Here is a 26205-nt window from a genome sequence, read left to right as displayed (position 1 = left end):
CCTGTATGTCTCAGCCTTGCGCCTTCTGGCCCCACTTCTCGAGGATCTTGTCGATGGTGCCGTTGGCCTTCAGCTTGGCCAGCGAAGCGTTGATCTTGCCGAGCAGCGCGGTCTCGCCCTTGCGGACGCCGATGCCGACCGAGCCGACCGTGACGGGCCTGTAGCCGTCGACGAGCCGCACCTCGGGGAAACCGCCCTGCTTCAGATTGTAGGCAAGGATCGGATAGTCGGCATAGCCGGCCTTGAGGCGGCCGGTGTTCACGTCGCGCAGGATGTCGGGAATGGTGTCGTAGGCTTTGACGTCGGCGAACAGGCCGGTCTTCTTCAGCGCGTCGACGAAAGCGGTGCCGACCTGGGCGCCGACCGTCTCGCCCTTGAGGTCGTCCTGCGTGGTGTAGGCCTTCGTATCGCTCTTCGGGACCACGAGGCCTTCGCCGTAGCTGTAGATCGGGTCGGAGAAGTCGACGACCTCCTTGCGCGGCGCGGTGATGAACATCGCGGCAGCAATGATGTCGATCTTGCTGGAGGTCAGCGACGGGATCAGCGCCGAGAACGCCATCGGCTCGATCTGCACGCTGAGGCCGGCGTCCTTGCCGACCTCGGTGATGAGATCGACCATGATACCCTGGATGGTGTTGGTCTTGGTGTCGAGGAAGGTGAAGGGAATGCCGGTCGGCGTCGAGCCGACCTTCAGCACCTGCTGCGCCGAAGCCGGCACGACCGCGGCAATCGCGAGCGCCGCAACCGCGGCCTGGACAAAACGCTTCAACGCCATCGCATCATCCCCTTTGGGTCCGGCCGCCGGCGGCGCTCGCAGATGTCTTGATCGCAGACGTTGCGGGCCAAGCCGTTTCGGCCTATTTTCACCAATATGAAAATTTGGTCACACTTTCACGGCTGATGCAAGCGGTTTTCATGCACATGAAGGAAGCGGTTTGACGTGAGCGGTGGCAAAAGAATGCGCAAACCGGCCGCCGCAAAGCCGGTGAAGAAGGCGAAAGCCAGAACGGCGCCGGTCAAGGCCGTCACCAAGCCGGCCGAGCCCGCGATGGATGTCGCGGTCGGCCGCCGCATCCGCGATATCAGGCGCGACAGGCAATTCTCGCTGGAAACGATCGCCGCGCGCACGGAGCTGTCGATCGGCTTCCTCAGCCAGATCGAGCGCGGCCTGTCATCGCCGTCACTGCGCGTGCTGGCCACGCTCGCCGACGTGCTCGGCGTCGGCATCGCCGCGCTGTTTGGCGCGAGCCCGAACGCCGATGGAGCATCTGATCAGGTGGTGACGCGCGGGCTTCAGCGGCCGGAGCTGAAGCTCTGGCGCACCGGCGTCTCCAAGCAATTGCTGAGTCCGGCCAGCGCCGACAACCGGCTCAACCTGTTCATGGTGCATCTGGAGCCCGGCGGCTCCACCGGCGACGAGCTCTACACCCATGACGGCGAAGAAGCCGGCCTCGTGCTCGAAGGCGAGATGATGCTGACCGTGGACAGCGAGACGTGGTCGCTCAAGTCCGGCGACAGTTTTAGATTTGCGAGCCGCAGGCCGCACCGGTTTTCCAATCCGGCGCAGGATGCGAAGGCTGTGGTGCTGTGGGTGAATTGCGTGACGGGGGCGGGGTAGGCCTTCTTCCACGCATAAACTCTCTGCCCAGTCATCCTGAGGTGCGAGGCTTGCGATGCGATCGCATCGCAAGGGAGCCTCGAAGGATGCACGGCCCCGATGCAGCCGGGCCGTCGCCCTTCGAGGGCCGCTGAAGACGCGGCCACCTCAGGGTGACGGTGATGGAAAGGATGCGCGCTGCCTCCACGCCGTCATTGCGAGCGAAGCGAAGCAATCCAGAGTCTCACCGCGGAGGCATTCTGGATTGCTTCGTCGCAAGGGCTCCTCGCAATGACGAGCGGATAGAGCTTTAGCCGAACCGATGTGCGTACCGGTCCACCGTCAGCGCGCTGACGTCGACATCCGGCTTCTTGCCCGACAGCATGTCCGCCAGCACCCGCCCCGAACCGCAGGACATGGTCCAGCCGAGCGTGCCGTGGCCGGTGTTGAGGTGGAGGTTGGCGTATTGCGTCGGGCCGATCACGGGCGGGCCGTCCGGCGTCATCGGACGCAGGCCGCTCCAGAAAGTCGCCTTGGAGAGATCGCCGCCGCGCGGGAACAGATCGGTCAGCGAATGATCGAGCGTGGCGCGGCGGGCGTCGTAGAGCTTGGACGAGAAGCCCGAGATTTCGGCAGTGCCGCCGACACGGATGCGATTGCCGAGGCGCGTGATCGCGACCTTGTAACTCTCGTCCATCACGGTCGATTCCGGCGCGCCGGACGCGTCTTTGATCGGCACCGTGATCGAATAGCCCTTCACCGGATAGACCGGCAGCGAGATGCCGAGCGGCGCGACCATCTGCGACGAATAGCTTCCGAGCGCGAGCACATAGCTGTCGGCCTGCAGCAGGCCGGCGCTGGTGGCGACACCGCTGACGCGCGCGCCATCGGTGACGATGCGGTCGATGCCGGTGTTGAACATGAAGCGCACGCCCAGCGCTTCGGCATGCTTGGCCAGCGCCTGCGTGAACATGTGGCAGTCGCCGGTCTCGTCCTGCGGCAGGCGAAGTCCGCCGACGAACTTCTCCTTCACGCCTGATAGCGCCGGCTCGACCGCGATGCAGCCTTCGCGACTCAGCGTCTCGTAGGGCACGCCGTACTGCTTGAGCACGGCGACGTCCTCGCCGGTGCCGTCGAGCTGGGCCTGATAGCGGAACAGCTGGAGCGTGCCCTGTGCGCGCTCGTCATATTGAATGCCGATGTCGCGGCGAAGGTCACGCAGGCAGTCGCGGCTGTATTCCGCGATCGGGATCATCCGACTCTTGTTGACCGCGTAGCGCGCGCTGGTGCAATTGCGCAGCATCTTGAGCAGCCAGACCCACATCACGGGATCGAGCTTCGGCCGGATCACCAGCGGGCCGTGCTTCATCAAGAGCCACTTGACCGCCTTCACCGGCACGCCGGGACCGGCCCAGGGCGAGGAATAGCCGGGCGACACCTCGCCGGCATTGGCAAAAGAGGTCTCCAATGCCGGCTCCGGTTGACGGTCGACGACCGTCACCTCATGGCCGGCACGCGCGAGGTAGTAGGCAGAGGTGACACCGATGACACCGCTGCCGAGGATCAGAACTTTCACGCTTCGTCAAACTCCCGCGGCATCACGCTCGCCGCTGCAAGGAAACAACTCGCAACGGCGAGAGCAATTATCAGGCCACCCGCTTGATGGCGTCGCCGAGGATCGACACGATGTCGTCGATATGGCTCTTCTCGACGATCAGCGGCGGCGACAGCGCAAAGGAGTCGCCGCTCATGCGGAAGTACAGCCCGCGATTGAAGCAGTCGACCATCACGTCGTAGCCGCGCGCACCAACCGTGCCGTCACGCGGCGACAGCTCGACCGCGCCCATCAGGCCGCAATTGCGGATGTCGATGACATTCGGCAGGCCTTTCAGCGAGTGCAATGCATCGCGCCAGTAGTCGGCGATCGACGCACCGCGCGTGAGCAGGCCCTCGTCCTTGTAGATGTCGAGCGTCGCGATGCCCGCGGCGCAGGCGGTCGGATGCGCCGAATAGGTGTAGCCGTGGAACAGCTCCATCGCGTTTTCGGGGCCGATCATCATGGCGTCGTGCACCTTGCGGTGCGCGAACACCGCGCCGCAGGGAATGGTGCCGTTGGTGATGCCCTTGGCCGTCGTCATCATATCAGGCGTGACGCCGAAGAAGTTGGCGGCGAACGGCGCGCCGAGGCGACCGAAGCCGGTGATGACCTCGTCGAAGATGAGCAGAATGCCGTGCTTGTCGCAGATCTCGCGCAGGCGCTGCAGATAGCCCTTCGGCGGCGGCAGCACCGCGGTCGAGCCCGGCACCGGCTCGACGATGACGGCGGCGATCGTCTCGGCGCCGTGCAGAGCGACGAGGCGCTCGAGATCGTCGGCGAGCTCGGCGCCATGCTCCGGCTGATCCTTGGCGAAGGCATTGCGGGTCAGGTCATGGGTGTGACGGATGTGGTCGACGCCCGGCAGCAGGGTCGCGAAGGCGCGGCGGTTGGCGACCATGCCGCCGACCGAGGTGCCGCCGAAGCCGACGCCGTGATAGCCGCGCTCGCGGCCGATCAGGCGGGTACGGCTCGCCTGGCCGTTGGCGCGATGATAGGCGAGCGCGATCTTCAGCGCGGTGTCGACCGATTCGGAGCCGGAGTTGGTGAAGAAGATCCGGTCGAGCCCCTTCGGAGCGATCTCGGCGAGCCGCTCGGCGAAGTCGAACGCCAGCGGATGGCCCATCTGGAACGACGGCGCGAAGTCCAGCGTCATCAGCTGCCGCTCGACCGCGGCGGCGATCTGCTTGCGGCCGTGGCCGGCGTTGACGCACCAGAGGCCGGCCGAGCCGTCGATCACCTTGCGGCCGTCAACGGTGGTGTAATGCATGCCCTCGGCCGAGGAGAACAGACGCGGCGCCTTCTTGAACTGACGGTTGGCCGTGAACGGCATCCAGAACGAGTCGGTCTTGATAGTGTTCGGAATCTGATGAAGGGTCACGGCCGCGCTCCTTTGCTGACGAAATAGCAGAGGCACGGCTCGCAAAGCGCAACAAGTCCTTTTCTGGTGACCTGCAAGCCATTGATTTTACTAAGGCCACTGGTCCATATTTGCGCGATCCGCAACACTTGCAACAGGGGCCAGGGGCATGAGCGTCGACATCGGTGGACGGCTGCGATTCATCCGGGCGCGCCACAAGCTGTCGCAGCGCGAGCTTGCCAAGCGCGCCGGCGTCACCAATTCGACGATTTCGCTGATCGAATCCAACCAGATGAACCCGTCGGTCGGCGCGCTCAAGCGCATCCTCGACGGCATCCCGATGGGGCTCGCGGAGTTCTTCGCGCTGGAGCCGGAGAGCCGGCGCAAGATCTTCTATCGCGCCGAAGAGCTCACCGAGGTCGGCAAGAAGCCGATCTCGTATCGGCAAGTCGGCGACAATTTGTTCGGCCGCAGCCTCCAGATCCTCAAGGAGCGCTACGAGCCCGGCAGCGACACCGGGCGCGTGCATCTCGTCCATGACGGCGAGGAAGGCGGCATCGTGATTTCGGGCAAGCTCGAAGTCACCGTCGAGGATGAGCGCCGCATCCTCAATCCCGGCGATGCCTATTATTTCGAGAGCCGCCGCCCGCATCGCTTCCGCTGCGTCGGCGGCAAGCCGTGCGAGGTGATCTCGGCCTGCACGCCGCCGACGTTTTGACGCGCATCGAAGGTCATCCGGAATCATACGGAGCCCCGGTGTCTTACGGAGCTTGAGCCACCTCAATTTCCGCGAGCCAAACCGCTATATATTACGAACCGTAGCCGAGCAGCCTGGCGCAAAGGTGCTGAGGTTATGGCCCCGGACTCCTAGGCACTCCGGGGCCGCTTTGTAACAGGGCTCGCCGATGAAGATCACGCTCGCCAATGCAGAAGCCGCGCTCGACGAAGTTCGGCGCGATGCCGACAAGCTCCATTCGCAGGAGCTGCGCGAAGCGATCGCCCAGTACATCGAGACGCAGCGAGAGGCGATCAGGGCCCTCCGGCGGAAGATGAACTGACGCTTCGACGCGCGCCGCGACTCGCGCGGCTCTCATTCGACATCGCCGCAGCGCTCAGGACTGCATCAGCAATTCCTCGATCCGGACCGGAAAGCGGCGCACCCGCACACCGGTCGCATGCCAGACGGCATTGGCGACCGCGCCGGCACTGCCGGTGATGCCGATCTCACCGACGCCCTTGATGCCGAGCGCATTGACGTGCGGATCGTGCTCCTCGACCGTGATCACGTCGAGCGGCGGGACGTCCGCGTTCACGGGGATGTGGTACTCGCCGAGATTGGCGTTCATGATCCGGCCGCTGCGGCGGTCGGTGATGGCTTCCTCGTGCAGCGCGAAGGACATGCCCCAGATCATGCCGCCGAACAGCTGGCTCTTCACCAGATGCGGATTGACGATACGTCCCGCGGCGAAGGCGCCGACCATGCGGGTGACGCGGACCTGGCCGAGCTCGGGATCGACCTTCACCTCCGCGAACACCGCGCCATGGGCGTGCATCGCATACTCTTCCATCGCCGCGGGGTTCGGCGCGCCGGTGCCGCGGGCTTCGACCTCGGCAACGCCCGCGCGCGCAAGGATCTCGGCATAGCCCTCGCCGCGACTCTCGTCATCACGCCGGATCAGCCTGCCGTCCCGCGCGACCACGCCGGCATTGCCGGCACCGAACAGCGGCGAGCGCTCGTCATTCGTCGCGAGGTCGGCGAGCTTTGCGATCACGGCCGCGCCGGCGCTGTGGATCGCGGCACCCGCGGTCGCCGTGTGCGCCGAACCGCCGGCAATGCCGGCATCTGGCAGATCCGATGTCCCTGCCTTGAACGCGACGCGGTCGATATCGAGGCCGACGGCATCGGCCGCGATCTGGGCGAGCGCCGTCCATGCGCCCTGCCCCATGTCATGCGCGCCGATCTCCATGGCGCCGCTCCCGTCACGGCGGATCGCAGCGCGCGCTTCCGCCTGGAACATCAGCGCCGGGAAAGTCGCGGTACCCATACCCCAGCCGACCAGAAGACCGGCATCGTCGCGCATCTGCCGCGGCTGGAGCGAACGCTTGGCCCAGCCAAAGCGCGCGGCGCCCTGCTCGTAGCAGGCACGCAGTGCCTTGGATGAGAACGGCTTTCCGGTGATCGGCTCGACCTCGGCGTAGTTCTTCAGGCGAAAGGCGAGCGGATCGATGCCGCAGGCCCAGGCCATCTCGTCGATCGCGCTTTCAAGCGCGATCGAACCCGTCGCCTCGCCGGGCGCGCGCATGAACAGCGGCGTGCCGGTGTTGACGCGCACGGCATCATGCGAGGTTCGGATCGCAGGTGCCGCATAGAGCGTGTGCGAGGCATCGGCGGCGGGCTCGTAGAAATCGTCGAACGTGCTCGACACGGTCCGGGCGTGATGATCGAGCGCGGTCAGGCGCCCCTCGCCGTCGGCACCGATGCGGAGGCGCTGACGCGTCGGCGCGCGATGGCCGACCGGGCCGTACATCTGCTCACGGCGCAGCACGAGCTTCACGGGACGGCCGACGAGCTTGGCGGCCATGATGCCGAGCACCGGCGGACCCGCCATCAATCCCTTGGAGCCGAAGCCGCCGCCGAGGAAGGGGCTGCGGATGTGAATCTTGTCATGCGCGATACCGAACAGCTCGGCAACGCGCGCGAGCGACAGCATGAGACCCTGGGTCGGCATGTCGATTTGCACATTGTCGCCGTCCCAGGCGGCCACGATCGCATGCGGCTCCATGGCGTTATGATATTGCGGCGGCGTCTCGTACATCGCGTCGATCTGCTTCTCGGCCGCGGCAAGGCCTGCCTCGACATCGCCGAGGCGGTTTTCAGTGGGATTGCCGACGCCAACGACCGGCGGCACGAAGCTTTCACCGGCGTCGAGCCCGACGAGCGCAGGCAGCGCCTCGTAGCGCGGCGCCAGCAGCGCCGCGCCTTCCGTCGCGGCCTCCAGTGTTTCGGCGATCACGACGGCAATCGGCTGGTTGGCGTAGCGGACCTCGTTGCTCTGCAGCACCTCCATCCGGAACACGAACGGATTGGTCTTGATCTCGGGATCGATCGCGAGCGGCGGCTTGTGGTCCGGTGTCATGACGTCGACGACGCCGGGATGACGCTTGGCGGCGGCGACGTCGAACGAGGTCACGCGGCCATGGGCGATGCTGGACACCGCCATCACCGCAAACAGCATGCCGGACGGATGGTTATCGGCAGCATAGGTTGCCTGCCCCTTGACCTTGAGAATGCCGTCGCGGCGGGTCAGCGGCTGGCCGATGCTCGAGCCGTGGCGCAGATGGGCGGGCGCGCCGGTGAGATTGAGCTCAGACATGGAGGGCTCCGGAGGTCGAGGCAAAGGGAGAGGCCGGCAGCGCCGGCAGGCGCGCCGGTGTGCCGGCGGCCGCGAGGGTCAGCGCGCGCACGACGATGCGGCGCGCGAGCTCGATCTTGAAGGCGTTGTCACCGGACGGTTTTGCATCCGAGAGCGCACGCCAGGCAGCCTCCTGGAAGGCGTCGGCCGTGGGCGCGACATTCTTGAGCACGTCTTCCGCAGCCCGAGCACGCCAGGGCTTTGCGGCCACGCCGCCGAGCGCGAGCCGCGCCTCCGCGATCTTGCCGTTCTCGATCCGCAACGCAGCGGCGGCCGAGACGACGGCGAAGGCGTAAGAGGTGCGTTCACGAACCTTGAGGTAGCGGGCATGTGTGGCAAAGCTGCGCGCCGCAGACGGCAGGCGCACCGCGACGATGAGGTCGCCGGCTTCGAGGGCCGAGTCGCGCTCGGGCGTGCTGCCGGGCAGGCGATGCAGTTCGTCGAGCGCGATCTCCCGACGGCCTTTCTTGCCCTCGATCTCGACGACGGCATCGAGCGCGACGAGCGGCACACAGAAGTCGGACGGATGCGTGGCGATGCAGCTCTCGCTCCAGCCGAGCACGGCATGGGTACGGTTCTCGCCCTCCCGCGCGTCGCAGCCAGAGCCAGCCTCGCGCTTGTTGCAGCGGCTGGCGGTGTCGTAGAAGTAAGCACAGCGCGTCCGTTGCAGCAGATTGCCGCCGACGGTCGCGGCATTGCGCAGCTGCGCGGACGCTCCCGACAGAAGCGCTTCGGCGACGGCCGGGTAGGATCTTGCGAAGTTTGCGTCATGTGCGAGATCGGCGTTGCTCACCAGCGCGCCGATGCGCAACGCCCCGTCGGGAAGAGTCTCGATCTGATCGAGTCCGTCGAGATGCGTGACATCGACCAGGCGATCCGGTCGGCTGACGCCGCCCTTCATCAGATCGAGCAAATTGGTACCGGCGGCAAGATAGACCGCGCCCGGCTGCGCGGCGGCGGCAACGGCCTCGGCGACCGTGGCCGGCCTGACATAATCGAACTGCTTCATGCGGAGCGCCTCTGATTGGATTCGTCCATGCCGGCCTGCGCTTCGAGCACGGCATCGACGATGCCGGCATAGGCGCCACAGCGGCAGAGATTGCCGCTCATGCATTCGCGGATGCGTTCGGGATCGTTGCCGGCCTGCGCCTCCTGCATCATGCCGATCGCGCTCATGATCTGGCCAGGCGTGCAGAAGCCGCACTGAAAGCCGTCATGGGCGATGAAGGCGGCCTGCACGGGATGAAGCTGGTCGCCGCGCGCAACGCCTTCGATGGTGAGGATGTCGGCGCCGTCATGGCTGATGGCGAGCGCGAGGCAGGAATTGATGCGCTTGCCGTCGACGAGAATGGTACAGGCGCCGCACTGGCCGCGGTCGCATCCCTTCTTGGTTCCGGTGAGATGGAGGCGCTCACGCAGGAGATCGAGCAGCGTGACGCGCGGATCGTCGAGGACGAAGTCGCGCCGCGCACCGTTCACGGTGAGGCTGATGGAGTGGTTCATACAAGGCTCCGATCAGATATGGACATGAGTGATCGCGCGGCGCGCCACCGCCGTGGCCGCCGTCGACATGCGCCGGCCAGGCGGAACCCGGCCAACATCCATGCGAAGATACGGAGGCACCCTCCGCTTAACAAGGGCCGCCGAAAAATATTTGGAATTCGTCAAAAGCCCATGCGCAGACAACGCGATGCAGCTGGCCAGGGGTTCATTGCAAGGGTTCAATCTAACCAATTCGTGATCTACATTGCCTGATATGGACGACCACACCGACCAGATTCGCAAACCCCGCGCCGATGCCGTGCGCAATCGCGAACGCGTGCTCGAGGCCGCGAAGGTCGTGTTCAACGCGGGCGGCCCCGAGGCGAGCCTCGAGGCCGTGGCCAAACGCGCCGGCGTCGGCATCGGCACGCTCTATCGGCATTTCCCGACGCGCGAGGATCTGTTCGAGGCGGTGTACCGGCGCGAGGTCGAGCAGCTCAGCGAGCTCGCTGAGCAGTTGAAGAACGCCAGGGACCCGGTCGACGCGCTCAGGCGCTGGCTGCGCTCAGGGGTCGAATTCGTTGCCACCAAGAAGGGCATGGTGGCAGCCTTGGCACTCGCGGTGCAGAGCGGGTCGGAGTTGCATGCCTTTTCCTTCGAGCGCCTGACCAAGGCGATCGGCTCGCTTCTCGATCGCGCAGCCGGGGCCGGCGCGATGCGCGCGGACGTCAGTCCCGAGGACTTGCTGCGCGCGTTCTTCGGCATGTGCTACATGCACGACCAGCCCGGCTGGCAATCCTCGGTGCTGCGCATGCTCGACGTGTTCGTCGACGGGCTGCGGGTGCAGCCAGCCGGCAAGCCCGGCCCCAAGACCAAGGTTCGCACAGCCAGGCCCGCGAAACCGGCGGTGAAACGGAAGCGATAGCACGCCCGTATGTCCCATGGGCGTGCTAGGATCAGCACCGCCGGGATTTCAACGCGGAGCCTGTCATGCGCATTGCCGCCTTGCTCGTCGCCTTCATCATCACCCTCAGTGCCGCTCCAGTATTCGCCGGCGACGTCACGGCGGCGCAGGGCGTCATCCGCGCCCAGGAACAGGCTTTTGCGCGTGACGATGCGGCCGCAGCCTATTCCCATGCCGCGCCGGCAATCAGGGAGATATTCCCCGCGCCCGACATCTTCATGTCCATGGTGCAGAACGGCTACGCACCGGTCTACCGCCACAAGAGTTTTGAGTTTGGCGAGAGCAAGAGCGAAGGCAGCTGGATCTCCCAGCAGGTCCATATCGTTGACGCCAATGGCGAAGCCTGGGAAGCGCTGTACACGCTGGAGCAGCAGGGCGACGGCAGCTACAAGATCACCGGTTGCTCGTTGCTGAAGGTGGGACGGGAGGTGTGAGCAGGCACTTTCGTGTCAGGCGACCATTGCGGTCACAGCGCGCAGGACGTTCCCATCGACCTCCGCGATCCGGTCGAGCACCGTGAAATGATTGCAACCGGCGATCTCGCAATACTCGGCCTCCATGCCCCGTTCGCGCCAGCCGGAAACCAGATCCGAGGTCCAGCGCTTGAATCCCGCGGTCTCGTCGCCGCCGACGACACCGAGCAGCGGCACCAGGCTGGCCTGCTTGGGCAGGCGATGGAGCCGCAGGAGCGGGCTCTCCGCCTCGGCCTCCTCGGCCGACAGCGTCAGGTCACGGTTGATCGAGGTCTTGAGCAGCGGACGCAGATCGAAGGCACCGCTGACACCAACCAGGCCGGCGATGCGCCCCAGGCCTCTCTCGGCCTGATCCAACGCGAGCATCGCCGCCAACTGACCGCCGGCAGAGTGCCCGGCGACGACCACGCGGGCCGGCCTCAGATGGCCCAGCGTCCAGGTAAGGGCGAGGCGAATCTGCTCGACGATACCGCCGACGCGCACCTCCGGCACCAGATCGTAGGTCGGCATCACCACCGTCATGCCGGCGTTTCGATAGGGCTCGGCGATGAAGGAGACGTAGGACTTGTCCAGCGCGCGCCAATAGCCGCCATGGATGAAGAAGAACACGGGCGCGCCCTCGCCCGCCGGAAACACGTCAAGCAAACAGCGCGGCCCGCCGCCATAACGAACGTCGAGCCGGCAATTCCCCGTCGCACGCAGTGCGGCGCTGCGCTGCTGGTGATCGCGGTAGATGTCCTCCCGCTCGGGGTGACGGTTGCGGAGCGCATATTGCGCTTCGAGCCAGTCATCGATGCCGTGCAGGATTTCGTTTCCAGAATGCATGATCAGAGTCCGAGATAGGCGGTGCGTATGATCGGATCGCGCGCGAGCGCGGCGCTCTCCGCCTCGCGCACAATCTCGCCTTCCGCGATGACGTAACCCCAGCCGGCGCTTTGCAGCGCCATGTTGGCGTTCTGCTCGGCGAGCAGGATCGAGATGCCCTGCTGATTGAGCCGCCGGATGATGGCGAAGATGTCCTGCACGACGCGGGGTGCGAGCCCCATGGACGGCTCGTCGAGCAGCAGCAGGCGCGGCCGCGACATCAGCGCACGTCCGATCGCCAGCATCTGCTGCTCGCCGCCCGAGAGCAGCCCCGCCGGCTGGCTCTGCCGCTCGCGCAAGCGTGGAAACATGTCGAAGACGGCATCCATGTCGGCTTCGACCTTGCGGTCGCGCCGCGGCCACAGCCGTCGGAACGCGCCCATTTCGAGATTCTCGCGCACGCTCATCGGCGCAAAGACGCGGCGGCCTTCCGGCACCAGCGTTACCCCGAAATCGAGCCGCGTAGAGGCCGACCGCCCGGCGATATCGTTGCCTTCGACCCGAATCTGCCCGCTGCTCGGCCACAACAGCCCGGCGAGGCAGCGCAGCAGCGTGGTCTTCCCGGCGCCGTTGGCGCCGATCAGGCAAACCGACTGGCCCGACTCGACACGCAGCGAAATGTTGTGCAGCACGGAGACGTGTCCGTAGCCGGCCGACAGGCCCACGACCTCAAGCATGCTCGCCCTCCCCAAGATAGGCCGCGAGCACATCGGGATGGCGGCGCACGCTGTCGGCATCGCCTTCGGCGATCCGCACGCCATTGTTGAGCACGAGAATGTCGTGAGAGAGCGACATCACCATGCGCATGTTGTGCTCGACCAGCAGCACCGTCATGCCGTCACGGTTGAGCGCGGAGATGATCTTGCCGATATGCTCGGCCTCCGCCTGCGGCAGCCCGGCCGCGGGTTCATCGAGCAATAGAAGCCTCGGCTCGCTTGCGAGCGCGCGCGCAAGCTCCAGCACCTTCATCTGGCCGAAGCCGAGATCGCCGGCCAGCACATCCGCCTTGCCGTCGAGTTCGAAGCGCGCCAGCAGGTCCATTGCGGCATCCGCCATCGCCCGGTTCTCCGCACGCAGCGACGGGCCGTGCAGCAGCGCACCGACGACGCCGGCGCGACCGTGCATGTGGCGGCCGGTCATGACGTTCTCGAGCACCGTCATCTCGCGGAATATCTGGAGGTTCTGGAAGGTACGGGCGATGCCGAGTCTGGCGCGGCGAAAGGTCGGCATGGCGTCGATGCGGATGCCATCGAAGAAGATCTGGCCCGAGGTCGGGCGGGTCACGCCCGCGATCATGTTGAACAGCGTGCTCTTGCCAGCGCCGTTGGGTCCGATCACCGCCTTGATCTCGCCGGGACGGACCTCGAAGCTGAGGTCGGCGACGGCGCGCAAGCCGTCGAAGTAGCAGTTCAGCGCCTGGGTGCGCAGCAGGGGCGCGGTCATGTCCGCCCCCTTGCGAGCCGGCGTCGCAGGATCGTCGGCAATCCCGCGATCCCCGTCGGGGACGCGATCAGCACGACCAGCATCGCCAAGCCGAACAGCATCAGCTCGGCGTCTTCGTATTCGAGCAGCAGCGGCGGCACAGCGGTGTAGATCAACGCACCGAACAGCGGGCCCCAATATAATCCGCTGCCGCCGATCGCGACCATCACGACCAGCAGGATCGAATTGGAGACGCTGAACGTCTCCGGCGAAGCGAACTGGTTGACATGGACATAGAGGCTGCCGGCAATCCCGGCCATGCCGGCGGAAAGGACGAAGACCAGAAGCTTGGTGCGAAAGCTGTCGATGCCGACGGCGTCCGCGCCAAGTTCGTTGGTCGCGACGGCGCGCAAGGCGCGGCCGATGCGCGAGCGCAGCAGGTTGAGGACGGCGAGCATAACCAGCAGCGACACCAGCCAGACCAGCGGAAACTGGCGCATGTCGTTGTCGAGCGCGAAGCCGCCGACCGCGAACGGGCGCACGCCCAACAGGCCGTTGGGGCCGCCGGTCACGTCGATCAGCCGATTGAACAACACCACCAGGATGGCGTTCCAGCCGAGTGTCGCCATCGACAGATAGAGTCCGCGCAGGCGCAGTGCCGGAATACCGATGATCAGCGCCGCGAGACCCGTGAACAGCGCCGCGGCCGGCAGGCCAATCCACGCGCTCAGTCCAAGCTTCACGCCAAGCACACCACTGACATAGGCGCCGAGCCCGTAGAACCCGGCATGGCCGAGCGAAATCTGTCCGCCATAGCCCATCAGGAGGTTCAGGCTTGCAATCAGGATGAGATTGATCAGCATCATGTTGGCGAGCGAGACGAAATAGGCATTCGGCGCCACCAACGGCACCACCAGCAGCGCGAGCCACACGATCAGCAGGAGCCGATGATCCGACAGGCCGCTGGTCGCGCGGGACGGCTGCCGCAGAGGCTGCGATACCGCCTCGAGCGGAGCTGACGACAACGAAGCGGGTTTGGCGCGGGCCTGGACCATCCGGTCAGACCTTGACCACGTCGGCGCGGCCAAGCAGGCCGGAGGGACGCGCAAACAGGATGAGGAGCAGTACGGTAAAGGCGATCGCGTCCTTGAAATCGGAGGAGATGTAGAAGCTGCCGAACGCCTCGAGGAGGCCGAGGGCGAGCCCGCCGACCACCGCGCCCGGCAGGCTGCCGACGCCACCGAGCATCGCGGCACTGAATCCCTTGAAGCCGAACATGGCGCCCTGATCGTAGGAGGACAGCGTCAGCGGCGTGATGATTGCACCGGCGAGCGCACCGGCAAAGGCGGCGATCGCGAACGAGAGCATCACCGTGGTCTCGACGCGCACCCCGACAATGGCCGCCGCGTCGCGATCGGCCGCCGCCGCACGCAGCGCCTTGCCGAGCATGCTGCGCTCGAAGAACAGATGCATCGCGACTAGGAAGGCGATCGTCAGGCCGATGATCCACAGCGTCTGCGTCTGCACCGCGACGCCGCCCACCACCAGCGTCGGCACCTGCGAGAAGCCGGGATAGCCGACCGGCTTCTTGCCGAGCACCAGCATGACCAGGCTGCGCGTGCAGATCGCGAGCCCGATGCTGACGAGCGTGATCAGGAGCGTGTTCGGGCGCCGCAACGGCCAGATCACCAGTCGTTCCGACACGATCCCGACCATGATCACGATGACCACCGCAAGAGCGCAGGCGAGCCCGATATTGCTCGTCGCCGCAAACAGCAGCGCAGAGATCATCCCGCCCATCACCACCCATTCGCCTTGCGCAAAATTCATCGCTCCCGTGCTCTTGAACACGACGTTGAATCCGAGGGCGATCAGCGCATAGATGCTGCCGGTGCCTATCCCGGCGACGAGCAGTTGGAGGACGGCAGTCGTCATGGCCCTCAGAACGTCCGCATGCGGTTGGACTCGAACAGGGGCAAGGCAATTCCAAGCTCCGCGAGCTTGGCCCGCGCATTCGCGGCATAGTTCGCCAGCGCATCCTCCTCTGCCGCGCGCGGCGCGCCACCGAGACCGGTCGAAGCGGTCAGCGCATCGGCCTCGGCCTCGACCGCCGCATGTTCCGGCGCGAGCCAGGGGCAGTGATATCCTTTCAGCTCGGTTTCGCGGACATGCGCAGTCAATTCGTCGGCAATCAGCGCCCGATCTCTGGCGCTCCAATGCGGCGCGCGCGAGTCGAGATAAAGCCAGCCAAACGCAGCGTGACGCTCCTTGTCGATGATGACGCGGTCGAGCACGGCCTTGACGGTGGGATTGGTGGCGTGGGTACGCCAGGTGCGGCAGAGCTCGAGTTCGAGGCCGTCCTCGAACGCCGCGAACGACGCCACGTAGCTGTCGAGGTTCTGTCCCGCATCCATCGCACGCCGGTGCAGATTGCGGTTGAAGGTGGCCTCATAGGCGCGGTCGGCCGGTGAGGCGATCCGTCCGCCAAATGCCTCGGCAAGCCTGTCGAAACACTCGACGTGCCAGGCCTCTTCGGTATTGCGGACCGTGAGATAGAATTTCGGGTCGATCTCGCGGCCGATCTCCATGCAAAACCGCATCAACAGCGCGGGCGTCTCGGTAAGACCGGTCGCCTCGACCCAGAGCCTGCGGCTCCAGCTGCGCCGCGCCGCCTGCCGCACCGGCTCGTCATATTGCGCGGGGTCCAGCGCCGTCCAGTCGACGTCGCGATGCGGATTCCAGCGCCCGGCCTTGCCGGTATCGTAGAGCTCCCGGATCTCCGGGAGCGTCACGTTCATCTCGAGCGGAAAACGCCGCTCGATCAGCAGCCGTGACGGCGGCAAGGTCGGCTTGACCTGATGCATGGCCCTCTGCACGTCAGATCGCCCCAAGCTTGTCGTGATGGAACGGCGGCAGATCGATGCCGAGCGGCTTCATCTGGTCGCGGATGCGCTGCACTGTCGCGACGAACACCGGCTTCTCGGCTTCTTCCACCGTGGAGCCGAGCCCGGCTTCGTAGGTGATGCGGTCGGCTTCGACCTCGGCCCGCGAGGCCGGGTTCTCCGGCGCGAGCCAGCTCGAATGGTAGCCGTTGAGCTCGACCTTCTCCATCATGGTGATGACCGAATTCTCGATCATCTTCTTCTGCTCCGGCGTCAGCGTCTCGCAGATCGCCTCGAGGAAATACCAGCCGAAGGCGCAGTGGCGCGATTCATCTCGCATGATGAAGCGGACGATCTGTCTGGCGACGGGATCGCGCGTCACGTCGTCGAGATGCTTGAACACGTCGAAGGCGATCTCCTCGGCGGTGCAGACCAGCGCCGCGATGATGCCCTCGAGCGGAACGTCCGCATTCAGGGTCGCGCGACGCACGCCGTGGGTCGACACCGATCCCTCGAACAATTGCTGCACCGGCTTCTCGATGTAGCCGCCGAGCTTCTCCGCCATGGTGTGACAGACCTCGGCGTGGCGCGCCTCTTCCTGGGAGCGGATGGTGAAGAAGAGCTGCATGTCGGAGGGACGGTTCTCCAGGCCGAAGCGGAGCTGGAGCGAGGGGCTCTCCGAGATCGCGCCGTACTCGCTCCAGGCGCGACGGCTCCAGTAGAGCCGCGCCGCATAGCGCTGCTCTTCCGTATAACTCTCCGGCTTGAGCTGATCCCAGTCGACGTCGGTCTTCGGATCCCACTGGTTGCGCGTCGCTGCATGGAACAGCTCGCGAATTCGCGGCAGATCCGAGTTGAAAGTCAGCGGGAAACGGCTTTCGGGCGCATCGAGCAGGGTCTGCACCATTTCGAAAGCCTGATCTTGCGACATATCACGTGAGAGTGCCATGGCATCCTCCCTCCTGTTTTGGCCTATTCGTAGTCGGCGAGGTTGAAACGGCCGTCGCGCCAGTTGATCAGCACGATGTCCTTCTTCGACAGGCCGGAGTGGCGCTCCGGCGAGAAGCTGAACACGCCGCTCATCCCGGCGAAATTCTTGACCTGCTCCATGCCCTGCGGAAGCTTGGAGACGTCGCCGCCGACCTTGCCCAGCGCTTCCTTCGCCAGCATCGCAGCGTCGTAGGATTCCGCGGCATAGAGGCTGGCCGCGCGGTTGAAGCGCGCCTGATAGGAACGGAACAGCCGGAGAATGCCGGCCTTGAGCGGATCGCTGTCCGGAAGCTGCTCGCCGACCGGAAATTTCAGGCTCGCCAGCAGCACCGATTTCGCGGCGTCGCCGGCCAGCGTCATGTAGTGGGACGAGACGAAGCCGTAGCTGTGGACCAGCGTGCGGCTGTCGAGGCCGAGCTGCTGTGCCTGCTTCAGGAATACGACGCCGGCGGGCGTCACGGTCCAGCAGATGATCGCCTCTGCCCCGCTGTCGCGGATGCGGGTGAGCTGCGGCATCATGTCGGTGTCGGCGGGATCGAACGACTCGTAGGAGACGTCGAGACTGCGGCGAGGACCGACCTTCTTCATCTGCGTGACCGCGCCCTGGCCGAAACCGCTGGTATCGGCGATCAGCGCCACCTTCTTGATGTTCTTCTTGGCGAAGTAATCGGCGATGCGCTCGAGCACGTCCTCGTCGTCGACCGTGCTCTTGAACACCCATTTACGCTCGGTGACCGGCGTGACGATGGCGAGCGCGCCCTCGCTCGAGATGAAGGGAATGCCGGCGGATTCCGCCATCGGCGCCATCGCGAGCGCGATGCCGCTCATGTTGCCGCCGCTGAGGATGAGCTCGACCTTGTCCTGGCTGATCAGGCGCTTCGTCGCCGAGATCGCCTTCTGGGTCTGGCTCTCGGCGTCGTAGAAGGTCCAGGCGATCTTGCGGCCGCCGATACCGCCCGCGGCGTTGATCTCGTCGACAGCGAGCTGGAGGCCGGCCTTCATGTCCTCGCCGAGGAACGCGGCGGCCCCGGTGACCGAGAGGATCGAGCCGACGCGCAGCGGCTCGTCCGCCGCCCAGCCGGTCCGCGCGCCCGTTGCGGCCAATGCCGTGCCGCCCATGAATTGCAGGAAGTTGCGCCGGTCAAAATTCACGATACCCCTCCACTCGAATTGGGCGCCTTGCGGCGGCCCGCTGCCCGTCGTTCAATCGTCATGCACGCCACTCTTGTCGATCTCGCCCGCGGGCGCCTTGCCGTCGCGCGAGAGCGGCATGCTCAGCGAGTAGCGCACGAGGTCGCCGCGATGGACGGTGTGGCCCGCCATCACCAGACGGCCGGTCGCGTCGCGGTAGCGCAGCGTGCGCGTCAGCACCGGCGCGCCGGCGGCAAGATGCAGGTATTCAACCTCCTCGGGGCCCGCGACGCCGGCCTCGATGCCGAAGTCGCCGGTGCGAAGCTCGACGCGCTGCCACAAGAGATGAAGCGGCGAAGCGAGCGCCGCGCTTTCATCCCAGTCGTCAACGAGATCGGCAGGCAGGTAGCGATAGTCGATGGCGACGGGTACGCGCGCCGCGGCGCGGGTACGCTTGATGAAGAGAACGCGTGCGCCGATCTCGACCTCCAGCGCGGCGGCGATCTGGTCGTCAGCGCCGCATCGCTCGAAAACCAGAAGCGTTGGCTGGATCGGCGTGCCGGCAGCTTCCCACTGCCGCATGAAGTCCATGCCGGGACCGAACCGCTCTTCCAGCTTGCGGACGGCAACGAAGGTGCCGAGCCCGCGGCTGCGGGTGAGCATGCCTTCGCGAACCAGTTCGGACAGCGCCTGGCGCACTGTGTCCCGGCTTACGCAGAACATCTCGCACAGCTGCTCGTCCGAGAAAAAGCGCCGGTCGGGCTGCTCCCAGCGCAGGATCGATCCGATAAGCCTTTGTTTTATTTGAGCATAAAGCGGAAGCGGCGACGTACGATCGAGCGGAGGATTGATCCAATCCGCCTCCAGTACCGGCAAGCTTTCGCCTACGTCCTGCATCGCACCAACCACATCGTCGGCCCTTTATTGAATGATTGTCTGCCTAACCATACAATTGCGCAAGCGTTAATTTCCGTCCTGCCATGCGTCACTTTGGTGTGGGCGCGGTCGCAGATTTGCTGGATAAGCGGAGCCGGTTGCGTACGAACGGCTAGGCGGATGCGCGTTTTGCCATTAGTTTGCAATCAGCGTGTGCAACATTGCCGCGCGAGGAGCCTATCGGCGGAATGCTGTTGCGATTGACGCGATCGATGCGGATCAGGGTGGGGCGGATCATCGCCCTCGCCTATCTGTTCTGCGTGCTCGCACCGGCCGCAAGCCTTGCCTGGGGCAGCGGTCCGGCACCGTGCTTCGACGACGCGGTCCTCGCCGACCTCGTGCCGGCGCATCACCAGACGTCGGCCGGCCACATGCATGACGGCGTGCCGCATGACCACGCCGGCCCCCACGCGCATCACCAGACCGCCGCACAGGACGCCCCCCCTTCGCATCATCATGACGGCAAGGGAACAGTGAGCCCGTGCTGCGCGATGATGTGCGTGAGCGCACTGCCGGCCGATCTGCCCATCCTCGCCACGCCGCTTCAGCCGATCTCCGCCTGCGCGCCCGAGATCGTGGCCAGCCTGCACAGCGAGGCGCCGCCCCGGCTCTACCGTCCCCCTATCGCCTGATCTGACACGACGACGTCAGGCCGCACGCGCATCCGCGCGCGCGAACCTGTGGTCTTACGACAGATCAGGGATGAATCATGTTGACGCTTTCCGGGGCGAAGTCCGCCGCCGCATCCGCGGTGCGTGGACGACACTATCCATTGAATTGGCCACTGCTGGCCGTGATCGCGTTGGCGCTGTCCGGCTGCATGCCGGCAACGACACAGGTTGCTGACGCCGATCCTGCCGATCCGGCGGCGAAGGTCGCACCAGTCGGCTATCGGTCGACCATCGCGCCCTACACCAGCCGGCGGCCTGCGACGCCGGCACCATGGCGCGACCGCAACGACGCCGTCACGCCGCAGCCGAAGCAAGACCGGTAGGACCCCGCCATGACACACCATTTTGCGCGGGGCCTGCTCGTCCTGATCGCGCTCAGCGTTTCCGGCTGTGCCGCGTTCTCGCCCGACGGCGGCATGACGGCGGTTTCAGACCTGACCAGCCAGACCATCAACAAGGACGTCGCCTTCGTGCGGACGGCCGAGGGAGCCGCGGCTGTCGACGCGCGCGTTCGCCAGTTGCTGTCGCGGACGCTGAATGCAGAGGCTGCCGTGCAGATCGCGCTGCTCAACAACAAGGGACTGCAAGCAACCTATAACGAACTGGCGCTGGCCGAGACCGATCTGGTGGAGCAGAGCCTGCCGCCCAATCCGGTCTTCTCGGTCTCGCGGATATCGGGCAACGGCGCCAACGAGATCGAGCGTCAGGTGGTCGGCGACATCCTGGCGCTGGCCACCCTGCCATTCCGCTCCGACATCGCCCGCGAGCGCTTCCGCCAGGCCCAATTGCGTGCCGCACTGGCGACGCTGCGGCTCGCCGCAGACGTGCGTCGCGCCTATGTCGGCGCGGTAGCCGGCAACGAGATGGTGGTGCTGCTGACGGACGCGAAGGCGACCGCGGAATCGACCGCACAGCTTGCGGTCAAGCTCGGCGAGACCGGCTCGATCAACAAGCTCGACCAGGCCCGCGAACAGGTGTTTTACGCCGAGACCACCGCCGATCTTGCAACCGCGCGGCAATCGGCAACCAGCGCACGCGAAAGGCTCGCACGCCTGATGGGGCTGTGGGACGACGGCCTCGATTTCCGTCTGCCCAACCAGTTGCCGCCGCTGCCGCGCCGGCCGCAGGCGCTGCCCTCGATCGAAGCCGACGCGGTTGCTCATCGCATCGACCTGCAGATCGCGCGGATGGAGCTGACGGCATTGGCGAAGGCGCTGAATCTCACCGAGGCGACGCGCTTCGTGACGCTGCTCGATCTCGCCGGCATCTCCCGCCGCACCCAGGATCCCGAGGGCGCGCCGTTCCGCGAGCGCGGTTTCGACGTGCAGTTCCAGATCCCGATCTTCGACGGCGGCGAAGTTCGGGTGCGGCAGGCGGCCGAGACTTACAGTCTCGCCTTCAACCGCCTCACCGAACGGGCCGTGAACGTTCGCTCGGAGGCGCGCGATGCCTATCGTGTCTATCGCTCGACCTACGACATCGCCAGCCACTACCAGCGCGAGATCGTTCCCTTGCGCAAGATCATCACCGAGGAGATGCAGCTGCGCTTCTCCAGCATGCAAGTCGACATCTTTGCTCTGCTGACCGAGGCGCGGCAGCGGCTGGCGTCGCTGCGCGGCGCCATCGACGCCAGGCAAAAATTCTTCCTCGCCCAGTCCGACTTGCAGACCGCCGTCAACGGCGGCGCGCCGGCCTCCGGCGGCGACACTTCAACCACCATCGCCGCGGCAGCGCCTGCCGATGGCGGTCACTGAGATGGAGGCCAGCATGTATTCCCGCCGAGGTTTTTTGGGCACTGCCGCGCTTGCCAGCGCGTCAGCCATCAGCGGCCGCGTCCAGGCCGCGTCGATTCCGGAAGCGCCTACCATGGACAAGGTGGTGATGCAGCCGCCGCTGCACCCCATCAGCGGCCCCGATTATCGCCCCGTGGTGACGCTGAACGGCTGGTCGCTGCCGTTCCGGATGAACGGCGACTGGAAGGAATTCCACCTCGTCGCCGAGCCCGTGGTGCGCGAGTTCGCCGAAGGCATGAAGGTGAATTTGTGGGGCTATAACGGCCAGTCGCCCGGTCCGACCATCGAGGCCGTCGAGGGCGACAAGGTCCGCATCTTCGTCACCAACAAGCTGCCCGAATACACCACGGTGCACTGGCACGGCATGATCGTGCCGAGCGGCATGGACGGCGTCGGCGGACTGAACCAGCCGCACATCGAGCCGGGCAAGACCTTCGTCTACGAGTTCGCGATGAAGAAGAGCGGGACCTTCATGTACCACCCGCATTCCGACGAGATGGTGCAGATGGCGATGGGCATGATGGGCATGTTCGTCGTGCATCCGCGCGATCCGGACTTCCGTTCCGTCGACCGCGACTACGTCTTCGTGATGAGCACCTACCGCGTCGATCCCGGCTCCTATCTGCCGCAGGTCAACGAGATGACCGATTTCAACATGTGGACCTGGAATTCGCGGGTGTTTCCGGGGATCGATCCGCTGCCGGTACGGCTCGGCGACAAGGTGCGCGTGCGCATCGGCAATCTCAGCATGACCAACCATCCGATCCATCTGCACGGCCACAGCTTCGCTGTGACCTGCACCGACGGCGGCTGGATTCCGGAGAGCGCGCAGATTCCCGAGACGACGACCGACGTCCCTGTCGGAGCTGTCAGGGTGTTCGACGTGCTCGCCGACAATCCCGGCGACTGGGCGTTCCACTGCCACAAGTCGCACCACACCATGAATTCGATGGGGCACGAGGTGCGCACCCTGATCGGCGTGTCGCGCAAGGATCTCGCCAAGGCCGTCGGCAAGCTCGCGCCGGATGCCATGGCGATGGGCTCGACCGGCATGGCGATGGGCAACATGGAGATGCCCGCGCCCGACAACACGCTGCCGATGATGACCGGCACCGGCCAGTTCGGCCCGATCGAGATGGGCGGCATGTTCACCGTGATGAAGATCCGCGAAGGCCTCGCGCGGGACGATTACCGCGATCCCGGCCCCTACAAATTCCCGCAAGGCACCGTCGCCTACGAAGTTACGCCACCGGCCGCAGAGCCGGCGCGACAGAAAGGAAGCGCCCCTCCGATGAAGAACATGAAGATGTGAGCGTCTCGATGAACCACCAACTGGAGAAGACGAAGTTGAAGATGAAGACGATCAAACTCGCCCTCGCGCTGGCTACGCTTTCGATCGCGCCGGCCTTTGCCCACGAGCAGCACGGGCATGAGTCCTTTTCGGCCGGCGAGCCCGGCGACCCCAAGAAGCCGGCGCGCACCATCGAGATCCTGATGAACGAGATGGACTACGCCCCCGCCAAGATCGAGGTCAAACAAGGCGAGCAGGTCCGCTTCGTGCTGCGCAATGTCGGCAAGGAGGACCATGAATTCCTGCTCGCCACCACAAAGGAGAATCTCGCCCATGCCGAGGTGATGAAGAAGCATCCGCACATGGAGCACGACGAGCCCAACGGTGTCAGGCTCGCGCCGAACAAGACGGCCGAGGTCCTCTGGAAGTTCACCAAATCAGGCACGTTCGAATTTTCCTGCCTGATCCCCGGCCATCGCGACTACGGCATGGTCGGCCACGTCACCGTGAATTGAAGCAATGGAGAGAACCATGAACTCGATCACCCGCATCGCCGCCGCGTTCGCACTGACGCTCGGCCTGACCTTCGCCGCCGCGGCGGCCCAGGGCGCCTCGATCAGCGGCGAGGTCAAGAAGATCGACGAGAGCGCCGGCAAGATCACGCTCAAGCACGGCCCGGCCAAGAGCCTGGGCATGAATGAGCCCATGACCATGGTCTATCGCGTCAAGGACCCCGCGATGCTCAAGCAGGTGAAGGTCGGCGACAAGGTGACCTTCGAGGCCGAGGAGGCGGCGTCGGGCTACACGGTGACCAGGATGGAGAAGGCGAAGTAGGGGCACCTCCCCCAACGCCTGCAGCACGATGGATTCCGGGCTCGATGCTTCGCATCGCCCCGGAATGACACCGTTCAAGCCCGAAACACCCCGGCCTGACCTCCTGCCGCACCCCTCCGTTAACCCTTTGCTAACCATACACCCGGCAAGAATTGCCGGGTGAAGTCGAGTGTCGTCAGCCGCGTAAAACGGGAGGTCCCCCGTGGACGCCAGTGCGGTGCCTCACTTTCGGAACGGCGGCCCCTCGGCCGCCGCGCAGACAATTGGGGCGCGCGGACGACAGTCGCGCGGGGAGGCAGCTACCATGGTCGACCTTACCGCGGGACAGGGCGTAGGCAGCACGAATGCCGGCGTCCCCACCCTTGCCGAGATCGTCAACATCCTCAAGCGCGGCGACATCGCGCTGGCGCTCGGCGTCCTCACCATCCTGGTGGTGCTGATCCTCCCCTTGCCGGCGATCGTGCTGGACCTGTTCCTGGCGATCTCGATCACGCTCTCGATCCTGATCCTGATGACGTCGCTGTTCATCCAGGCGCCGCTGGAATTCTCCGCCTTCCCGACCATCCTCTTGATCTCGACCATGCTGCGGCTGTCGCTCAACATGGCCTCGACCCGCCTGATCCTGTCGCACGGGCACGAGGGCACGGATGCCGCCGGTCACGTCATCGAGGCCTTCGGCAGCTTCGTGATGGGCGGCAATTTCGTCATCGGCATCATCGTCTTCGCCATCCTGATCATCGTCAACTTCGTCGTCATCACCAAGGGTTCGGGCCGTATCGCCGAAGTCGCCGCGCGCTTCCACCTCGACGCCATGCCCGGCAAGCAGATGGCGATCGACGCCGATCTCTCCGCCGGCCTGATCGACGAGAAGGTCGCCAAGGAGCGCCGCAAGGCGCTGGAGGACGAGAGCGGCTTCTTCGGCGCCATGGACGGTGCCTCGAAATTCGTCCGGGGCGATGCCATCGCCGGCCTTCTGATCGTCTTCATCAACGTCGTCGGCGGCATGATCATTGGCGTGGCGCAGCAGGGCCTGTCCTTCGCCGACGCCGGGCGCAGCTACACGCTGCTGACGGTCGGTGACGGCCTCGTCACCCAGGTGCCGGCGCTGATCGTCTCGACCGCGGCCGGCCTGCTCGTCTCCAAGGCCGGCGTCTCGGGCGCCGCCGACAAGGCGCTGATGAAGCAGTTCTCCGGCTATCCGCAGGCGCTGGCGATGTCCTCGGCCGTCATGCTGGTGCTGGCGGCGCTGCCGGGCATTCCGACCATCCCCTTCCTCGCGCTCGGCGCCGGCGCCGGCGTGCTGGCCTGGACCGCGCGCAACCGCAACCGCGCGACCGCCAGGGCTGACGAAGTCGCCAAGGCCGCGCCCGCCGCAGGTCAGCCCGGTGCGCCGGGCACGGCGGCGACGGAGGAGCCGATCTCGGCGGCGCTGAAGATCGACGACCTCAAGATCGAGCTCGGCTATGCGCTGCTGCCGCTGGTCAACGGCCCCGACGGCACCGACCGCCTCACCGAGCAGATCAAGGCGCTGCGCCGCTCGCTGGCGATCGAGATGGGTTTCGTGATGCCGGCGGTGCGCATCCTGGACAACGTCCAGCTCGAGGCCAACACCTACATCATCAAGATCAAGGAGGTCGACGCCGGCAGCGGCAAGATCTGGCCGAACCAGTTCATGGTCATGGACCCCGGCGGCAGCCAGGTGCAGGTGCCCGGCATCCACACCACCGAGCCGACCTTCGGCCTGCCCGCGACCTGGGTCGATGCCAGCCTCAAGGAGGAGGCTTCGCTCAAGGGCTACACCGTCGTCGACGCCGCCACCGTGCTCTCGACCCACCTCACCGAGCTGCTCAAGGCCAACATGTCGGACCTGCTCTCCTATGGCGAGGTGCAGAAGCTGCTCAAGGAGCTGCCGAAGGAGCAGAGCGAGCTGGTCAAGGACATCGTCCCCGGCCAGGTCACGGTCTCCGGCATCCAGCGCGTGCTGCAACTGCTGCTCGCCGAGCGCATCTCGATCCGCGATCTCTCCACCATCCTGGAGGGCATCGCGGATTCGCTGGCCTTCTCGCGCAACCCCGCCACCATGGTCGAGCACGTTCGTGCCCGCCTCGCCCGGCAGATCTGCGCCCAAAACACCTCCTACAACGGCTATCTGCCGCTGATCGCGCTGTCGGCGCGCTGGGAGCAGGCTTTTGCCGAATCCATCATCGGCCAGGGCGAGGAGCGCAGCCTCGCGATGCAGCCCTCGAAGCTGTCGGAGTTCATGACCGCCGTGCGCGAGGCCTTCGAGCGCGCCGCGCGCGAAGGCGAGGCGCCGGTGCTGGTCACCTCTGCGGCAATTCGTCCCTTCGTGCGTTCCCTCGTCGAGCGGTTCCGCGCCCAGACGACGGTGCTGTCGCAGGCTGAAATCCACCCCAGGGCGAGGTTGAAAACGGTCGGAAGCATCTGATTTGCCTTAAGAAGCCGTGTGTTTTTCGGCCACAGGCAAATGGTTTTTGAGTTCCTGGCGCC

General features: G+C 65.7%; 27 protein-coding genes. 12 read left to right on the top strand and 15 right to left on the bottom strand.

Going from position 1 to position 26205, the window contains the following annotated elements; translation table 11 throughout:
• Nucleotides 1-10 precede the first annotated feature (10 nt).
• Nucleotides 11-775 (bottom strand): ABC transporter substrate-binding protein, encoded by a 765-nt coding sequence (locus tag AC1RUR_RS34575; RefSeq protein ID WP_492852445.1) that lies wholly within the window; start codon nt 773-775, stop codon nt 11-13.
• A gap of 183 nt (nt 776-958) precedes the next feature.
• Here AC1RUR_RS34575 and AC1RUR_RS34570 point away from each other — a divergent pair, with 183 nt between their 5' ends.
• Nucleotides 959-1618, top strand: coding sequence for a helix-turn-helix domain-containing protein (locus AC1RUR_RS34570; protein ID WP_492852443.1), 660 nt, complete (start codon nt 959-961; stop codon nt 1616-1618).
• 289 nt (nt 1619-1907) lie between these two features.
• On the opposite strand, the gene AC1RUR_RS34565 is transcribed toward AC1RUR_RS34570, so the two are convergent.
• Together AC1RUR_RS34565 and aptA are read right to left on the bottom strand one after the other, a co-directional pair.
• Entirely contained in the window at nt 1908-3173 is a 1266-nt protein-coding gene (locus tag AC1RUR_RS34565; protein WP_492852441.1) for a D-amino acid dehydrogenase, read from the bottom strand.
• A 70-nt stretch (nt 3174-3243) separates the two neighbouring features.
• Nucleotides 3244-4572, bottom strand: a complete 1329-nt coding sequence (aptA, locus tag AC1RUR_RS34560) for an omega-aminotransferase AptA (protein WP_492852439.1) — start codon at nt 4570-4572, stop codon at nt 3244-3246.
• Nucleotides 4573-4720: 148 nt separating this feature from the next.
• Here aptA and AC1RUR_RS34555 point away from each other — a divergent pair, with 148 nt between their 5' ends.
• Complete coding sequence (locus AC1RUR_RS34555) at nt 4721-5269, top strand: cupin domain-containing protein (protein WP_018646206.1); 549 nt, start codon at nt 4721-4723, stop codon at nt 5267-5269.
• Between the two features lie 187 nt (nt 5270-5456).
• Entirely contained in the window at nt 5457-5609 is a 153-nt protein-coding gene (locus tag AC1RUR_RS34550; protein WP_492852437.1) for a hypothetical protein, read from the top strand.
• A 54-nt stretch (nt 5610-5663) separates the two neighbouring features.
• On the opposite strand, the gene AC1RUR_RS34545 is transcribed toward AC1RUR_RS34550, so the two are convergent.
• Genes AC1RUR_RS34545 through AC1RUR_RS34535 form a run of 3 tightly spaced genes read right to left on the bottom strand, consistent with a single transcriptional unit; the run spans nt 5664 to nt 9467 of the window.
• Entirely contained in the window at nt 5664-7925 is a 2262-nt protein-coding gene (locus tag AC1RUR_RS34545; RefSeq protein WP_492852435.1) for a xanthine dehydrogenase family protein molybdopterin-binding subunit, read from the bottom strand.
• Entirely contained in the window at nt 7918-8973 is a 1056-nt protein-coding gene (locus AC1RUR_RS34540; RefSeq protein WP_492852433.1) for an FAD binding domain-containing protein, read from the bottom strand. The genes AC1RUR_RS34545 and AC1RUR_RS34540 overlap by 8 nt, the downstream gene beginning before the upstream one ends.
• On the bottom strand, nt 8970-9467 hold the full coding sequence (locus AC1RUR_RS34535) for a (2Fe-2S)-binding protein (protein ID WP_008140891.1): 498 nt from the start codon (nt 9465-9467) through the stop codon (nt 8970-8972). Before AC1RUR_RS34535 ends, AC1RUR_RS34540 begins: the two co-directional genes overlap by 4 nt.
• 253 nt (nt 9468-9720) lie before the next feature.
• Between AC1RUR_RS34535 and AC1RUR_RS34530 the strand changes: the two genes are divergently transcribed.
• Complete coding sequence (locus AC1RUR_RS34530; RefSeq protein WP_492852431.1) at nt 9721-10371, top strand: TetR/AcrR family transcriptional regulator; 651 nt, start codon at nt 9721-9723, stop codon at nt 10369-10371.
• Between the two features lie 65 nt (nt 10372-10436).
• Nucleotides 10437-10844, top strand: a complete 408-nt coding sequence (locus AC1RUR_RS34525; RefSeq protein WP_492852429.1) for a DUF4864 domain-containing protein — start codon at nt 10437-10439, stop codon at nt 10842-10844.
• A gap of 15 nt (nt 10845-10859) precedes the next feature.
• On the opposite strand, the gene AC1RUR_RS34520 is transcribed toward AC1RUR_RS34525, so the two are convergent.
• Genes AC1RUR_RS34520 through AC1RUR_RS34480 form a run of 9 tightly spaced genes read right to left on the bottom strand, consistent with a single transcriptional unit; the run spans nt 10860 to nt 19069 of the window.
• Nucleotides 10860-11708, bottom strand: coding sequence for an alpha/beta hydrolase (locus AC1RUR_RS34520; RefSeq protein WP_492852427.1), 849 nt, complete (start codon nt 11706-11708; stop codon nt 10860-10862).
• A gap of 2 nt (nt 11709-11710) precedes the next feature.
• On the bottom strand, nt 11711-12424 hold the full coding sequence (locus AC1RUR_RS34515) for an ABC transporter ATP-binding protein (RefSeq protein ID WP_492852425.1): 714 nt from the start codon (nt 12422-12424) through the stop codon (nt 11711-11713).
• Nucleotides 12417-13190 (bottom strand): ABC transporter ATP-binding protein, encoded by a 774-nt coding sequence (locus AC1RUR_RS34510; RefSeq protein ID WP_492852423.1) that lies wholly within the window; start codon nt 13188-13190, stop codon nt 12417-12419. The genes AC1RUR_RS34515 and AC1RUR_RS34510 overlap by 8 nt, the downstream gene beginning before the upstream one ends.
• Nucleotides 13187-14224: a branched-chain amino acid ABC transporter permease gene (locus AC1RUR_RS34505; RefSeq protein WP_492852421.1), complete on the bottom strand. Its 1038-nt coding sequence runs from the start codon at nt 14222-14224 to the stop codon at nt 13187-13189. The genes AC1RUR_RS34510 and AC1RUR_RS34505 overlap by 4 nt, the downstream gene beginning before the upstream one ends.
• Nucleotides 14225-14228: 4 nt before the next feature.
• Nucleotides 14229-15104, bottom strand: a complete 876-nt coding sequence (locus tag AC1RUR_RS34500; protein WP_492852419.1) for a branched-chain amino acid ABC transporter permease — start codon at nt 15102-15104, stop codon at nt 14229-14231.
• A 5-nt stretch (nt 15105-15109) separates the two neighbouring features.
• The gene (locus tag AC1RUR_RS34495; protein WP_492852417.1) at nt 15110-16033 is read right to left on the bottom strand and encodes a hypothetical protein; all 924 of its coding nucleotides are present in this window, start codon (nt 16031-16033) and stop codon (nt 15110-15112) included.
• Between the two features lie 13 nt (nt 16034-16046).
• Nucleotides 16047-17000 carry a ferritin-like domain-containing protein gene (locus AC1RUR_RS34490; protein WP_492852415.1) on the bottom strand — a complete coding sequence of 318 codons (954 nt, stop codon included), beginning with the start codon at nt 16998-17000 and terminating at the stop codon, nt 16047-16049.
• A gap of 23 nt (nt 17001-17023) precedes the next feature.
• Nucleotides 17024-18193: an ABC transporter substrate-binding protein gene (locus AC1RUR_RS34485; protein WP_492852413.1), complete on the bottom strand. Its 1170-nt coding sequence runs from the start codon at nt 18191-18193 to the stop codon at nt 17024-17026.
• 51 nt (nt 18194-18244) lie between these two features.
• Complete coding sequence (locus tag AC1RUR_RS34480; protein ID WP_492852411.1) at nt 18245-19069, bottom strand: GntR family transcriptional regulator; 825 nt, start codon at nt 19067-19069, stop codon at nt 18245-18247.
• 227 nt (nt 19070-19296) lie between these two features.
• On the opposite strand from AC1RUR_RS34480, the gene AC1RUR_RS34475 reads away from it, so the two are divergent.
• The 7 genes from AC1RUR_RS34475 (at nt 19297) to flhA (ending at nt 26143) form a co-directional block, all read left to right on the top strand.
• Entirely contained in the window at nt 19297-19740 is a 444-nt protein-coding gene (locus AC1RUR_RS34475; RefSeq protein ID WP_492852409.1) for a hypothetical protein, read from the top strand.
• A 77-nt stretch (nt 19741-19817) separates the two neighbouring features.
• Nucleotides 19818-20102, top strand: coding sequence for a hypothetical protein (locus AC1RUR_RS34470; RefSeq protein WP_492852407.1), 285 nt, complete (start codon nt 19818-19820; stop codon nt 20100-20102).
• Nucleotides 20103-20111: 9 nt separating this feature from the next.
• Entirely contained in the window at nt 20112-21533 is a 1422-nt protein-coding gene (locus AC1RUR_RS34465) for a TolC family protein (RefSeq protein WP_492852405.1), read from the top strand.
• A 13-nt stretch (nt 21534-21546) separates the two neighbouring features.
• Nucleotides 21547-22884 carry a multicopper oxidase family protein gene (locus AC1RUR_RS34460; RefSeq protein ID WP_492852403.1) on the top strand — a complete coding sequence of 446 codons (1338 nt, stop codon included), beginning with the start codon at nt 21547-21549 and terminating at the stop codon, nt 22882-22884.
• An 8-nt stretch (nt 22885-22892) separates the two neighbouring features.
• A complete protein-coding gene (locus tag AC1RUR_RS34455; protein WP_492852401.1) occupies nt 22893-23378 on the top strand; it encodes a cupredoxin domain-containing protein in 486 nt (161 codons plus the stop codon).
• Between the two features lie 16 nt (nt 23379-23394).
• On the top strand, nt 23395-23697 hold the full coding sequence (locus AC1RUR_RS34450) for a copper-binding protein (RefSeq protein ID WP_492852399.1): 303 nt from the start codon (nt 23395-23397) through the stop codon (nt 23695-23697).
• Between the two features lie 304 nt (nt 23698-24001).
• Entirely contained in the window at nt 24002-26143 is a 2142-nt protein-coding gene (gene flhA, locus AC1RUR_RS34445; protein WP_492852397.1) for a flagellar biosynthesis protein FlhA, read from the top strand.
• The last annotated feature ends 62 nt before the right edge of the window (nt 26144-26205 follow it).

The organism is Bradyrhizobium sp. GW821-FHT12B03 (assembly GCF_058807535.1).
The sequence above is the reverse complement of the archived record's forward strand: the minus strand, read 5'-3'. Positions and strand labels throughout refer to the sequence as shown.